The organism is Ruegeria sp. AE3, assembly GCF_056542225.1.
The window spans coordinates 93099-106690 of sequence record NZ_JBQFZL010000007.1 but is presented as its reverse complement, the minus strand read 5'-3'; the positions used below and the strand labels follow the sequence as shown (position 1 = coordinate 106690).

10 protein-coding genes and 3 pseudogenes are annotated in these 13592 nt (G+C 57.8%); 7 read left to right on the top strand and 6 right to left on the bottom strand.

Annotated elements, in window-relative coordinates; all coding sequences use genetic code 11:
- The first annotated feature begins 2 nt into the window (after positions 1 to 2).
- Both ACR0NZ_RS13965 and ACR0NZ_RS13960 read left to right on the top strand, forming a co-directional pair.
- A complete protein-coding gene (locus ACR0NZ_RS13965) occupies positions 3 to 1490 on the top strand; it encodes an aldehyde dehydrogenase (protein WP_480519640.1) in 1488 nt (495 codons plus the stop codon).
- Entirely contained in the window at positions 1487 to 2470 is a 984-nt protein-coding gene (locus ACR0NZ_RS13960; RefSeq protein ID WP_480519638.1) for a GlxA family transcriptional regulator, read from the top strand. The genes ACR0NZ_RS13965 and ACR0NZ_RS13960 overlap by 4 nt, the downstream gene beginning before the upstream one ends.
- Positions 2471 to 2480: 10 nt before the next feature.
- On the opposite strand, the gene ACR0NZ_RS13955 is transcribed toward ACR0NZ_RS13960, so the two are convergent.
- Positions 2481 to 3224 (bottom strand): IclR family transcriptional regulator, encoded by a 744-nt coding sequence (locus ACR0NZ_RS13955; RefSeq protein ID WP_480519636.1) that lies wholly within the window; start codon positions 3222 to 3224, stop codon positions 2481 to 2483.
- A gap of 486 nt (positions 3225 to 3710) precedes the next feature.
- Between ACR0NZ_RS13955 and ACR0NZ_RS13950 the strand changes: the two are divergent.
- Both ACR0NZ_RS13950 and ACR0NZ_RS13945 read left to right on the top strand, forming a co-directional pair.
- Positions 3711 to 3965 (top strand): annotated as a pseudogene (locus ACR0NZ_RS13950) (IS110 family transposase); the annotation flags it as partial.
- Positions 3944 to 4084: pseudogene (locus ACR0NZ_RS13945) on the top strand (IS481 family transposase); the annotation flags it as partial. The pseudogenes ACR0NZ_RS13950 and ACR0NZ_RS13945, both read left to right, overlap by 22 nt.
- Before the next feature lie 29 nt (positions 4085 to 4113).
- Here the strand turns inward: ACR0NZ_RS13945 and ACR0NZ_RS13940 are convergent.
- From ACR0NZ_RS13940 to ACR0NZ_RS13930, 3 genes are read right to left on the bottom strand one after another with little or no spacing between them, the layout of a single operon-like run.
- Positions 4114 to 5535: an FGGY family carbohydrate kinase gene (locus tag ACR0NZ_RS13940; RefSeq protein WP_480495728.1), complete on the bottom strand. Its 1422-nt coding sequence runs from the start codon at positions 5533 to 5535 to the stop codon at positions 4114 to 4116.
- Positions 5532 to 6782 carry an NAD(P)/FAD-dependent oxidoreductase gene (locus tag ACR0NZ_RS13935; RefSeq protein ID WP_480519634.1) on the bottom strand — a complete coding sequence of 417 codons (1251 nt, stop codon included), beginning with the start codon at positions 6780 to 6782 and terminating at the stop codon, positions 5532 to 5534. The genes ACR0NZ_RS13940 and ACR0NZ_RS13935 overlap by 4 nt, the downstream gene beginning before the upstream one ends.
- Positions 6772 to 8199 carry an FAD-dependent oxidoreductase gene (locus ACR0NZ_RS13930; RefSeq protein ID WP_480519632.1) on the bottom strand — a complete coding sequence of 476 codons (1428 nt, stop codon included), beginning with the start codon at positions 8197 to 8199 and terminating at the stop codon, positions 6772 to 6774. Before ACR0NZ_RS13930 ends, ACR0NZ_RS13935 begins: the two co-directional genes overlap by 11 nt.
- Positions 8200 to 8348: 149 nt before the next feature.
- On the opposite strand from ACR0NZ_RS13930, the gene ACR0NZ_RS13925 reads away from it, so the two are divergent.
- The 3 genes and pseudogenes from ACR0NZ_RS13925 to ACR0NZ_RS13915 form a co-directional block, all read left to right on the top strand.
- Positions 8349 to 9110 (top strand): DeoR/GlpR family DNA-binding transcription regulator, encoded by a 762-nt coding sequence (locus tag ACR0NZ_RS13925; RefSeq protein ID WP_480487289.1) that lies wholly within the window; start codon positions 8349 to 8351, stop codon positions 9108 to 9110.
- A 76-nt stretch (positions 9111 to 9186) separates the two neighbouring features.
- Positions 9187 to 10425, top strand: a complete 1239-nt coding sequence (locus tag ACR0NZ_RS13920) for an NAD(P)/FAD-dependent oxidoreductase (protein ID WP_480519630.1) — start codon at positions 9187 to 9189, stop codon at positions 10423 to 10425.
- A 116-nt stretch (positions 10426 to 10541) separates the two neighbouring features.
- Positions 10542 to 10652, top strand: a pseudogene (locus ACR0NZ_RS13915) (tripartite tricarboxylate transporter permease); the annotation flags it as partial.
- Between the two features lie 358 nt (positions 10653 to 11010).
- Here ACR0NZ_RS13915 and istB read toward each other — a convergent pair.
- Positions 11011 to 11766, bottom strand: a complete 756-nt coding sequence (gene istB, locus ACR0NZ_RS13910) for an IS21-like element helper ATPase IstB (protein ID WP_170434935.1) — start codon at positions 11764 to 11766, stop codon at positions 11011 to 11013.
- On the bottom strand, positions 11763 to 13250 hold the full coding sequence (istA, locus tag ACR0NZ_RS13905) for an IS21 family transposase (RefSeq protein WP_480519628.1): 1488 nt from the start codon (positions 13248 to 13250) through the stop codon (positions 11763 to 11765). Before istA ends, istB begins: the two co-directional genes overlap by 4 nt.
- Between the last annotated feature and the right edge of the window lie 342 nt (positions 13251 to 13592).

Here is a 13592-nt window from a genome sequence, read left to right as displayed (position 1 = left end):
CCATGCTGGACCAAGGCGAAATCAATGCGCTGCGCGCTCAGCCCGTGGCCCCGCGCGGCCATTTGATCAACGGTGAAATCTGTCCGTCACAGACCGGCGAGGTTGCCGAGGTTCTGTCACCCATCGACGGTCGGGTGCTGACCACCACGGCGGCGGGTACGGCCGAGGACGCCGCCCGCGCCATCGCCGCCGCGCGCGCGGCATTCGAGGACGGTCGCTGGTCGCGCATGGGCCCGGCGGGCCGCAAGAAGGTCATGCTCCGCTGGGCCGATCTGATCGAGGCGCAGGCGCTTGAACTGGCCGTGCTGGGGGTGCGCGACAACGGCACCGAGATCGCCATGGCCTTCAAGGCCGAGGTCGGGTCCGCCGTGAACACGATCCGCTATTATGCCGAAGCGATCGACAAGGCTTACGGCCAGGTCGCGCCGACCGCGCCCGATATTCTGGGGCTGGTGCATCGCGAGCCGGTCGGCGTGGTCGCCGCCATCGTGCCCTGGAACTTCCCCCTGATGATCGGCACCTGGAAACTGGGGCCAGCCCTTGCGGCGGGCAATTCGGTGGTTCTGAAACCAGCGGAAACGGCCTCGCTGTCACTTTTGCGTATCAGTGAACTGGCGCTTGAGGCCGGGCTTCCCCCCGGTGTGCTGAACGTCGTGACCGGCGCGGGCCGCGTGGTGGGCGAGGCGTTGTCGATGTCGATGGATGTGGACGTGATGGTGTTCACCGGCTCGGGCGGGGTCGGGCGGCGGCTGTTGGAAAACGCGTCGCGTTCGAACATGAAACGCTGTTACCTGGAACTGGGCGGCAAGTCGCCCAACATCGTTTTTGCCGATGCGCCTGACCTGTCCAAGGCAGCCAAGGTCAGCGCCGCCGGGATCTTCCGCAACTCGGGGCAAGTCTGCGTGGCGGGATCGCGCCTGTTGGTGCAACGTTCGATCCACGACGAATTTGTTGCAGAGCTAGCCAAACACGCAGGCGCGATGAAGGTTGGCGATCCACTTGACGTTGCCACTGACGCAGGCGCTATAAACAATCTCACCCAGTTGGAGCAGAACCTACGATTTGTCGAGCTTGCAAGGTCAGAGGGCGCACAACTGTTCCAGGGTGGGCAGCGCATCCTGGAAGACACGGGCGGATATTACATGGAGCCCACTGTGCTGACCGGTGTCAAACCCGACGACAGCGTGGCCCAGCAAGAGGTGTTCGGCCCGGTTCTGGCCGTCACCCCGTTTGAGGACGAGGCCGATGCGATCGCCATCGCCAACAGCACAGACTATGGGCTGGCCGCCGGGGTTTGGACCGCGGATCTGTCGCGCGCGCATCGCATGGTGCGAGCGGTGCGGGCCGGAGTTGTCCATGTGAATACCTACGGCGGCCCGGATATCACTGTTCCGCTGGGCGGCGTCAAGCAATCGGGCAACGGGCATGACAAATCCCTGCACGCGCTTGAGAAATTCCATGACCTCAAGACTGCGTGGATTCAGCTGTGAGGCATGATCGGCATATCGAGTGCCAAACGAAGGCGGCGCAGGATCAGACAATCCGCTTTACCTTTGTCCTGTTTGACGGGTTCTGCCTGATCGACCTGGCCACCGCGATCAGTGCGCTGGGTGCGGCAAACCGTGTGGCAGGACGGGAACGCTATTCCTGGACCATCGCGTCGGCGGATGGCCTGCCGGTCAACTGCTCCAATGGCGTGGCCTATCCGGTCGACATGGTCCTGGCCGATGTGCCGCCCCGGGTCCGTGCCGTTCTGTTCGCCTTTGATGCGCCCCTGCGCCATGACGCGCCCGCCACTTTGGCCTGGCTGCGCAAGGCCGCGCGGGGTGGCGTGATGATAGGGGCGTTCGGTACCGCCGCCGTGATCCTGGCGCGGGCCGGCATTTTGTCGGGACGTGAGTTTACCCTGCACTGGACGGCCCAGCCCCTGTTTGCTGAGCTGTTCCCCGATTTGCGCCCGCAAAACACGTTGTTCACCATCGACGGGCGCGTCTTCAGCTGTGCGGGAGGACAGTCGACCGGGGATATGATGATTGCGATCCTGTCGCAGGATGTGGACCACGCCTTTGGCGTGCGGGTGGCAGACTACCTGCTTGGCCCCGCGCCGCGTCCTGCCGATACACCGCAACGGCAGGCAACGGCCAACCGCTATGGCACACGCAATCCGCATTTCCTGGCCATCATGGATGCCATCCACGCCGATGAAATGTGCGAGTTGACGATCAATGACCTTTTGGAAACACAGCGGGTTTCACGACGCCAGTTGGAACGCCTCTTCCGGCAATACTGTAACTCGACCCCGGCACGGTATCTGAAAGACCTGCGCCTGGATCGGGGGCGTGATCTGCTGGACCAGACCAGCATGAGCGTGCTGGACGTGTCGATTGCCGTCGGCTTTCCGTCGGTGTCGAATTTCTCGAATTCCTTCGCGAAGAAATTTGGCTGTACGCCGTCACGCTACAGGCTCTGACCAGGCGGAATCAACCGCCGGTCAAGGCCAGTTCGATGCGCGCAATCGCTTCGCGCAAGGGTGGCAGCAACTCCGCCAGGCGGGCATCATCCATGTTGGCGTCCGGAACCGCGATGGCCACGGTGCCCGCCGGGTCCGCGCCGCCGGTGAAAAATGCCATCCCGACCGAGGCCACGCCGACTTCCAGCGCGTTACGGCTTTGTGAATACCCGTCGGCGCGGGTCTGTTCCAGCTTGGCCATCAACTCGGGTTTCGAGGTCAGCGTGAAGTCGCTTTCCTTCTTGCGCTTCAACCCCAGAACGTGCTTTCGCGTCGCATCGCTGGCAAAGGCCAGAAACGCGATGCCCGAGGCAGTTGCGTGATACAGCAACACCTGCGAGCGGATGATGTTGATGCAATTGCCCTTGTTGGGTAGCCGGTACCCAACCGTGGTCATGCCTGTTGCGCCCGGTATGGCAACGTGGGCGGTGTCGTTCACTTCCAATGCCAGCCAATCCGCGACTTCCTGTGCGGCGCGCTCCATCGGCACAGTGTCCTCGCGCAGCCGGGCGAGGCGCAGAAAGCCGTGTCCCAAGCGATATTTGCGTGTTTCGGCCACTTGTTCAATAAACCCGTGCTTGGCCAGGGCCAACAGCAGCCGCCGGGTCGCGGCCTTGTCCAACCCGGCCATCAGCGAAAGCTCGGTCAAACCGATCTCCAGATGCTCGGCCGAGAACTGGTCCAGCACGTTCATGGCTTTGTCTACTGTTTTCACGTGCTCACCTATTGCAACGAAGTCATCTGATATCTGTGTCGCACTTAGATCAAGTGGTGACAATAGTGAACCGTCCGTTGCGTGGGGCTGTGAGAAATCAGTGCCTGTCGACTTATTACAAAAACTGCGCATTTGAGGAGCGGCAACACTGGTCTCAGAAGGTTTTAAGTAGCTGCACGCTGAACGTAGGATGAAGGTCAGCTCTGGGCCGGAAGCGCAAGTTGAGACTAATTCGGCCGAGGTCAGCAGTGTCCGCAAAGCAGAACTTCCGGTAGTTTTCCTAAATAACGGCTTTTCACAGAAGCTGACATTCAAGCTGACGAAATCGGGGCGACGCTGCGCGATGTCTGCTTTCACCGAGACCGGACGTTCATCAAAATGGGCTCTATGTCCGAGTCGCGGATGGGGTGGATGGCGTCTGCAGCCAACCGTCGCGCTTTGCGGCAAACTGCAGAAGACATCTTCTGCAAGGAAAGGAGCCCCACCATGGAAGTCACGACAATAGGATTGGATCTCGGTAAAGACGTCTTTCAGGTCCACGGAATCGCTGATGACGGTACGGTTGTCTTCAATCGTTCGATCCGCCGCAGACAATTGCTGAAGTTCTTTGAGACCCTGCCGAGCTGCCTCGTCGGAATTGAGGCGTGTGGGTCGGCACATCACTGGGCGCGTGAGCTGACTGAAATCGGCCATGACGTGCGCCTCATGCCGGCGACTTACGTAAAGCCTACAACTTCGCGCGTCGGCTCAAAACTCTGAGCGGTCTCACTCCCTACGAATGCATCTGCAAAATCTGGACATCAAAACCAGTTCGTTTCATTCTAAATCCGATCCACCAGATGCCGGGACTGAACACCTAGCATGAAGTTGAAATACGTTCTTTGCCAAATCACTCCCTTCCCCATTCCTGCGCGAGGGCAATCGCTTTGGCGAAGGTATTTTGGTGGTTTTGAGTTCTGTCGGGGTTGATTTGGCGGTTTAGTTGCGCCGGGACGTTTTGCATGCCGATGACCTCACCGGCAAGACATGCGGTGCCCAGCGCGGTCACTTCGGCATTCTTCTGAAGGCGCAGGGATTGCTGGAATGCATTTACCAAAACGTGACAAAAATAGGGATTGGCCGTCAAACCCCCATCGATTGAAAACATGCTGCGGGCAGCCGTGGTTTCTGTCATTGCGCGCATCACCTCAGCGGCGCGAAAGGCGATTCCTTCCAGCAAGGCTTGCATCAAATCCTTGGGCCCATCGTCAAGCCCAAGCCCAAGCCATGTTCCACGTGCACGCCTGTTCCAATGGGGGCAGCCAAGCCCGGCAAGTGCCGGAACAAAGGCAAGGCCACGGGAAATGGCACTTGGTTTATCGAAGGCGTTGATTTCGTCGAATTGGTTGAACAATCCCAATCCGCGGGCCCAATTAACGGCGGCTCCAGCCGCAAAGACGCCGCCATCAACGGCATAATTTACCGCTTGCCCTTGTTTGCGCCAGGCAATGGTCGGCAATAGGCCTTTGCTGTGTTCCCGACAGATTGTGTCGCCGGTTAACATCAGCGCAAAAGCACCGGTGCCAAAAGTCACTTTTCCTTTGCCCGGCAGGCGACAGCCAGCGCCGTAAAGCGCCGCCTGTTGATCCACGATCAACGCGGTCAGAGGGGCCGTGGTTTCGCTGCCTTGGATCTGTCCAAAATCACCGGTATTCGAAACAATCTTGGGCAAAGTATCGATCGGGACGCCAAAAAGCGCGCAAAGATCCGGATCCCAATCGCAGGTCTCAAGATTCATCAATGCGGTGCGGGAGGCCGTCGAAACATCGGTGATGCAACGCCCGGCCAGACGATCAACGAAAAATGCATCACTCGTTCCCAACCGCAAGCTACCACGCCTATGGGCCTTTTGCGCCTTTGGTTCGTTTTCAAGGATCCAGCCCAGTTTGCTTGCCGAGAAATAACTATCAAGCGGCAATCCGGATCTGGAAAGTGTAAGGTCTTGGGCGCCGTCGGCCTTCAGCCGGGCCACCACATCATTCGTCCGTTCATCCTGCCAGACAATGACGGGGCTTAGGGCCTCTTTGGTGATGGCATCCCAAGCAAGGCAGCTTTCCCCCTGATTGTCGATCCCGACCGCGTCCAGTGGCCCGGCCGCGTCAAGACAAGCTTGAATATTCCGGATCAACTCTTCCGGATCATGTTCAACCCAGCCAGGTTTTGGCAATATCTGACGATGCCCAATCGCCTTGGCAATATGGGTTTTTCCTGTGCTGTCGTGAACCAGAATGCGGGTGCTTGTAGTGCCCTGATCAATCGCGCCTATTCTCAATCCTGTTCCTCCAGCCCGATAGTGATGCTTGTGGTCGCGCCATGCGCCAGAAGGGGGGCAATCGGCACGAGAATCCGGCGCTCGGGCACGGAATTTATGGATCGCGACCAGATGGTTTTGCCATCCGCCGAAATCACAAGCCGCCCACGCGCGGGGCGGTTCAGGCGAAGTTGTAGATTGGGCATATGCGCCCCGAGACAAGCTGTGGACAGGTGCTGAGGCAGAACATAGCGTATTGCCGGGCTCGTGATCCGAATTGGCGTTTGGCGCCGGGGCTCGGCCCTGTCCGGTTGCCCAAGCGCCTGAACAATAATCCGCGCGGCTTGCCGTCCCTCTTCACCGCACCATCCATGGGTTTCAATGGGTCTAAGCAGATTGCCCGCACATAAATAGCTGGGATCAGAGGTCGTCATGAATTGATCGATCAAGGGCCCGCCCGTTTTCGGGTCAATCGCAAGATGGCCATTGCGCATCAAGCTTGCTTCGGGGCGGAACCGGCCTGTGCAAATGACACCATCGGCATCCAAAACCTTTTTACGGCCATCGGCGCGCTCGATTTCTATGCCCTCGACACGGTTTTTGCCCAAAATCCGCGTCAATTTGGTCTGGGACAGAATGGGAACACCCAAGACAGCAGGCAAAAGGCGGCTGAATGCCCGCGCTGTGATTCGCGGGTTTTCCTCGATCATCGCGACGGGCTGAATGCCCGCATGTCGGCAGGTCAGCAATGCAGAAAAAGACACAAGCTCGGTCCCCAGAATCGCGGGTTTTTTGAAGGGGACAAGACCTTCAATATAGCTGAAAGCCTGAAGCGCGCCGGTGGTGATAACCCCTTGGGGGCGGCTTCCTGAAATGAACCGCTGAGGGCGGCTTGCTTCACGCGCGCCCGTACACAGAACAACGCGCCGCGCTGTGATCGTTGCGGTTCCTGCATGGCTGCTTAGCTCGAGCGTGCCGCCCGGGTGAAGCGCGGTCACGGTTGTGCCGGTGCGCAGATCGACCCCTTTACGTTCGGCATCTTCGACTTTGCACCGCGCATAATCAGGGCCCTTCAGAAGGCGGTTATATTCGGTGATCCCGAACGGATAATGGCCACAATGGCGGGGAATACCCCCGGCCTCGGCCTCGCGTTCAAGGACGATCACCCGCTCGACACCAAGATGCCGCAATTCAGCCGCCAGTGTCAAACCGGCGGGGCCGCCCCCCACGATTGCAACATCACACAGCTCTTTACGCTCAACGGTCATGGGGATTTTGGCCTTCTACGCATATAGGAACATCAAGCACATCACCTGTGGCCGCCGCAACTGCGGCCATGCAATAGAAGCCTTGGCAAGTTCCCATGCATACACGGGTCCGGCGCTTCAATCCGGCAAAACTGCGAGGGGCCAAAGGGCCAGCAAGGGCGTTTTGGATATCGCGATGGGTTACTTTTTCGCAATGGCAAATGATCCCGCCATTACCGGGCCGTTGCCAATCCCGCTGATGATAATCGGACAAATGTTGCAAGGCGATTTTTTCAGGCATAGAAACCGGTGGGTTTGCAAAATGTTGTGCGCCCAAAGCGTCACCATGGGTTTTGATAATATGTTCCGCCAGCCCCAGTGCCGCACTCAGACCGGTCGAGCGGATGCCGCCAATATTGACATAGCCCATATCAGGCCGCGCGATGATACGATATTCCTTACGTTCCGTCGCGGGACGGATGCCCGCATAGACACTTGTCACTTCGCTATCGGCCAAAGCTGGCAGGATATCAATCGCCTGCGCCCGCAAGCTAAGAAGCGTCTCTCGTTCGACCGAGGCATCCTCGCGGCTGTCTTGTTCTTCGGCTGTTGGCCCCACAAGGATATTGCCAAAAATCGTGCGGCACAGAACAACCCCCTTGGTCCGGTCAGTCGGCACCGGAAGAATGATCGAGCGCAAATGACGCGCGGCAGCCTTGTCGAAAATGACAAACTGGCCTTTGCGGGGTTTGATCTTGAACGTCGCCGTGCCCAAAAGCCTTTCTTCGACGATATCGCCATATAAACCGGCGGCATTCACCACCGCTTTCGCCTTGATGCACCCGCGCAAGGTATTCAGCGACCATATGTCATTGTCGCGCCTTGCCGACATGATTTCGGCGCCTGGAATAAATGATGCACCATGGGCCAAGGCTTGCGTCAGATAAGCATAAGGGGTTGTCCAAGGGTCTATTATATGCTCGCCAGGTACCTCGAACCCGGCGATGACCCGATCGGATAAGGCCGGTTCGCGCGCCAAAATATCGTTGCGATCGATCCATGCTGCATCATCGACACCGTTTTCATGGGCTTGTTGCAAAAGACCAGATAATTTTTCGGCCTCTTGATCGCTCCAGGCCAAAACCATCGCGCCGGTTTCATGCAGGGGAAGGCCAAGATCTTCACGTATCGTCAGATAAATCTCGCGCCCCCGGGCAACACATTGCTGTTCGAGCGATCCAACCGGCGCGTCAAAACCCGTATGCAAAATGGCGCTATTGCCCTTCGAGGCCCCGTCCAAAGGGTCCATAGCTTTTTCAAGGACAGCCACGCGCGCCCCTTCCAAAGCCAAGCCACGGGCAATCGCCGCCCCGATAATGCCCGCCCCTATGATGGCAATATCAAAACAGTCCTCGGGCATTTCTTCACGCTTAAGCATTCGCACTACCGTTGCGGTGAACCCAGAAATTACTTGTTTCGGTCATATTTTTCGGTATATTTCGAGTCAATAACACGTATTCGGTCAACTTACTACCGTTTTTTGCAGAAGGGGGCGAGCGTGTTTTTGATATCTGTTCGGACAGGAATTTGACCGCACGCGCAACCGAGCGGCGGAAACACATATCCGCCATGGTGGCCACATTGGGAGAGGTCAGCGTAGAGACATTGGCCCATGAGCTCGGTGCCTCGCCCGAGACTATACGCCGCGATCTATCGGTGCTGGAAGATGCCGGAAAGCTTTTGAAAATCCATGGGGGCGCAAAACAAGTCCCCCAGAATGATGAAGGCCCGTTCTACGCGCGCATGAAGGCCAATTTGGCGGAAAAGCGGGCCATCGCCGATAAGCTTTCCGCATGGTTGCAGGGCGATCAGATGGTCTTTTTGGACACGGGCTCGACAACACTTATTGCCGCCGAAGCGTTGGTCAGGAAAAACTCGTTAAAAATCGTCACGAATTCCCTGAAGATTGCCGGGCTTCTGGCCGCAAAACCTGACGGGCCCAAGGTTTTCATGCTTGGAGGCTGGGTTGAAGGCGATAATAGCGAAACCATTGGCAGCGCGACGGTCACGGAAATCAACCGTTTCAACGCCGATTACGCGATCATCACGGCCGGAACCATCTGTCCAAAAAGTGGGGTTTGCGATTTTAGTTTTGACGAAGCCGAAATTGCACGGGCGATGACACGCAAGGCAAAACGAACCGTCATATTGGCCGATGCGTCAAAGCTCGGGCGGCGTGCCGCCTATCCGGTATGTGCCTTGGCGGAAATCGACATTCTTATATCCAATGCTCTGCCAAGTGCAAAAATGCGTGATGCGCTGTCACAAGCCAGGGTTCAGGTGCTATGACCGGCGCGCCCGAACGCCTTCTTGCACCGCTGCTTCATCCCCGCACAGACCTATTCTCTCCCCTTTCGAGGTTCTAATGGACGTTTTTGATCATATCATTGTTGGCGGCGGTGTGATTGGCGCGTCAATCGCCTATCACTTGGCCTGCAAAGGCGCTGGAAAAATCCTGTTGCTAGAGCGCAATGAGCTTGCAAGCGCAGCATCAAGCCGGGCGGCAGGATTGCTTTTGCAAGCATCAACCAAGCCGGCAAATACACCAATGGCAAAGCAAACCATTGAAACCATACGTAAACTTGAAGACGAGCTGGGCGAAAACGCGGATTTTCATCAGGTCGGCTCGTTGCGTATTGCCGTGTCACAAGCGCGTGTGGCGGAGTTGCAGACCACGGCCAGGGATGCGCTGAAATGGGATATTCCGGTGCAATGGCCCAGCATTGCCGAAATTGGCGAAATGGTGCCGTGGTTGAATACCGATACCATTCTAAAGGCGGCCTTTATGCCTACCGATGGCTATATTGATCCTTATCTTCTGACGATGTTCTATATTCGGGCCGCGCGAGCGCGTGGGGTCGTGATCCGGCCGCGCACCAATGTGAAAGATGTTCTGCGCGACAAAGGAAGGGTTGTGGGTGTCTTGACCGATACCGACAGGATTGCCTGTCGCACCGTTATTGATGCCTGTGGCGCTTGGGCGGCCGTATTTTCGCAACACGCGGGTTTTCCCTTGCCCATGGCCCCGGTACGCAGCCATTATTGGATGACCGAACCCTCGGATATCTATGGCCTAGAACACCCGATAACGATCCTTGCCGATATTGGCGCCTATACACGCCCCGAAGTTGGGGGATTGGTCCTTGGCGTGCAAGAAACCCGTTCCGCAACATTTGACGCTCGCGCGCTGCCAGACGACCCCGCCACATTTTCGCCCACAAAAGGCGAAGAGCATTGGGATGTCCTTGCAGATGCCTATCAGGGCCTTGCGCAATTCTTCCCAGCAATCGAACATGCCGAATTTTCCCATTACATGGCCGGACTATCTTCATATACACCGGATGGAAAAATGCTGCTTGGACCTGTTCCAGAGATCTCTGGCTTTTATGCCGCGGCGGGCGCTTGCGGTCACGGCATCACGCTTTCCGCCGGAATAGGCGACGCGATCAGCGATTTGATCTTAGGGCAACAACCCGCTTTTGATATCGACCCTTTCCGCACGGATCGATTTGGTAAGGTAAACCCTTTTGAGGAAGCCTTTCAATTGCGCTGCGCCGCTGCCCGAGCCTCAAAAACCCGCGCCGATATAGCTAACCCGACATAAATTGATTCAAATTTTGTGCTTGAAGAGTTGTTCTGGTGATTGTCCTGTTTTCCGTCTTAAGACTTTTACCTTTGCCCATTTTTGTTCGATTGGGTTGAGGTCTGGTGAGTATAGGGGAAGGTATCGCGGCGGCGGAATGTGCCAATAATGCTGACGTCGCGGCGACATTGATCCCAACCCTGACATTAGGGGTCCCGGGAAACTCCGTGGCCGCCGTCATTATGGGCCTAACTGGCCTGAAGCTGTAAAATCGGACAGATTTTGGAACATTTGTGAACAAGGCTTGTCTTCTGAAGGGGCCTTGTTGCGTAAATCGCGTAAGGGATTCACTGTGTAAATCCAGCATGATAGCGTGAGGGCATGAGCAGTTGGGCCCCTACGAAGTACAAGACCACGAACTGGTCGGCTTACAATGAAACGCTGAAGCGACGAGGATCGCTGTGTCAACGGCGGTGAGAAAGTCTGCCATTGGGCGGAGCAAAAGTCGTCCACTGTTTGGGTGACCGGCGCCTTGGCAAACGCGCTCCCAAATAGCTGGCGGTTGCCAAGGCGTCTTGGTCCGTCAGGACCAATCTCTTCTGTGCCTTAGGAGTTCTGCCGGGCCCTGCTCTGTGCCAGGCGATAGCTTTCTCCGTTCATCTCCAGAATGCTGACGTGGTGGGTCAGCCGGTCGAGCAAGGCACCAGTGAGGCGCTCCGATCCGAATGTTTCGGTCCATTCATCGAAGGGCAGGTTCGAGGTGATCAGGATCGAGCCGCGCTCGTATCGCTGAGAGATCAGTTCGAACAACAGTTCGGCGCCGGTTTTGCTGAGGGGCACGAAGCCCAACTCGTCGATGATCAGGAGCTTCTGCTTCACGAGTTGCTTTTGAAGGCGCAGGAGCTGGCGCTCGTCGCGGGCTTCCATCAACTCGTGCACGATGGCCGCGGCAGTAGTAAAGCGAACCGCCAGGCCTTTCTGGCAGGCGGCCAGACCGAGGCCGAGCGCCACGTGGGTCTTACCGGTGCCGCTGGGGCCGAGAGCGATGACGTTCTCTCCGCGGTCGATCCATTCACCACGCGCCAACTCCAGGACCTGCATCTTGTTCAAAGAAGGGATCGCGGCAAAATCGAAGCTATCAAGGCTCTTGGTCGCCGGGAATTTCGCGGCCTTGATCCGGCGTTCGATCATCCGCCGCTCCCGGTCGATGAGCTCGAGCTCGATCAGACGGGCCAGGAACTGGACATGGTCGCGGCCCTCGGAGGCACACAGCCGAGCCTGTTTGTCGTATTCCCGCAGGATGGTCGGCAGCTTCAGCTTCTTGAGTTGGTGGTTCAGCAGGATCTGTGGTGTCTCCGTCATGTCGAGGCACCTGTTGTCAGGCACATGTAGCTGGCCGGAGATGTCGTCGCCACCTTGGCCCGCGGCAGGAACGGGTAGACATCCAGATCGAGCCTCGGCGGCCGCCGCTCCACCCGACACAGCACCAGATGCTTCACGGCATCAAAACTGATCGCACCCATCTGGAGAGCCGTCTTCACGGCAGCATGAACCTCCTCCATCTCGAAGCTTTCGAGCAGCCGTAGGACCTGCACGTATTCGCGCCGTCCGGCTTTCAGCATGCGTGCCTCCATTAGCTTCTGAAGAGTATCAAACGCCTTGGGAAGCTCCCATCCGGCCAGCGGAGCTGCCTGTTCGAAAGCGTTTATCTTCTTCTCAATCAGCGGCAGGTAATGAACCGGATCGAAGACCATGTCCTCGCGGTTGTAGCTGCGAACATGCCGCGCGATGACCTCGCCGCCACATCCGATCACCAGTCGGTCGACATAGGCGCGGATCCAGACATCGCGGTGTCCAAAGGCAACCGGTACGGAATAATCATTGGTCTTGTAACGTACCAACGCGAGCGAACTGACCCGACCCGTTGCCTGGTCACAGGCTTCGAAAGACCGGGCGGGAAGCGGCGCCATGATCTCCAGATCGCGTTGAAGTCGCTCTCCAATCGTCTCATTGTGCCCGCGCAGCTTGTCGTTTTGGCGCTTACGGCACTGCTCTTCGAGCCAGTTGTTGAAGGCATCCCAAGTCGGAAAACTCGGGACCGGCACCATGAAGTTGCGCCGGGAATAGCCAACCAGCCCTTCGACGGACCCCTTGTCGTTGCCCTTGCCGGGACGCCCGTAGCGGTCCCGGATCACGTAGTGGGACAGCATCTCGCTGAACAGCCGCGCGCGTCTGCGAGTTCCGTCGGGCTCGATCTTCGCCACAAGGCACCGGTCGTTGTCGTACAGGATCGACTGCGGAGCCGCCCCGAAAAACCCAAAGGCATGGACGTGGCCATCCATCCAGGCCTCTGCGGTCGCCGCCGGATAGGCCCGGACGTAGCAGGCGTCGCTGTGCGGCAGATCCAAGGCAAAGAAGTGGGCCTTCTGTTCAATGCCACCGATCACAACAATCGCTTCGCCGAAGTCGGCCTGAGCATGGCCGGGTGCATGGTTAAGCGGCACGAACATCTCGCGATGCCGTCGACCGTGTTCCCAAACATAATCCTTGATGATGGTGTAACCACCCTCGAAGCCATGCTCATCGCGCAGGCGTTCGAAGATCCGCTTGGCCGTATGCCGCTGTTTGCGCGGTCGCTGCCGATCTTCTGACAGCCATTGATCGATGATCCCGGTGAACCCATCCAGCTTGGGCCGCCGGATCGGTGCTGACCGCCGGTAGCCGGGCGGGACCGAAAACGCCAAGATCTTGCGAACGCTGTCACGTGATATCCCAAAATGCCGGGCCGCTTCTCGCTGGCTCATGCCCTCGGCACAGGCCAGACGCACTTTACGATACAAATCCACGGAAAAGATCCTCCCGCCCCCCCCCCCCGTTACGAAAAGAAGGGCAAAGATGGACGACTTTTACGCCGCCCGCAGCAGGGTTATCCCGCCGCTACCGTGGTCGACTTTCTCACCGCCGTTCTCAAAGCAAGATGCTGCACTCGAAGCCCACCTAGCGGATTTTGGCCGCTCCTGCGCGGTTTTCACGCTGTCAGATGACAGAAGGGCGGGAAAAGCCAGCAGTTCGGCCTTCGCTTACCCATGACTTGTGTTTGCAGCTCGCGACCGGGATGTTTGCGAATATTCGAAAGGGATTGAACGACGCGAACAGCTAGGGCAACCTGAAAGGCATAGCTTGTATCA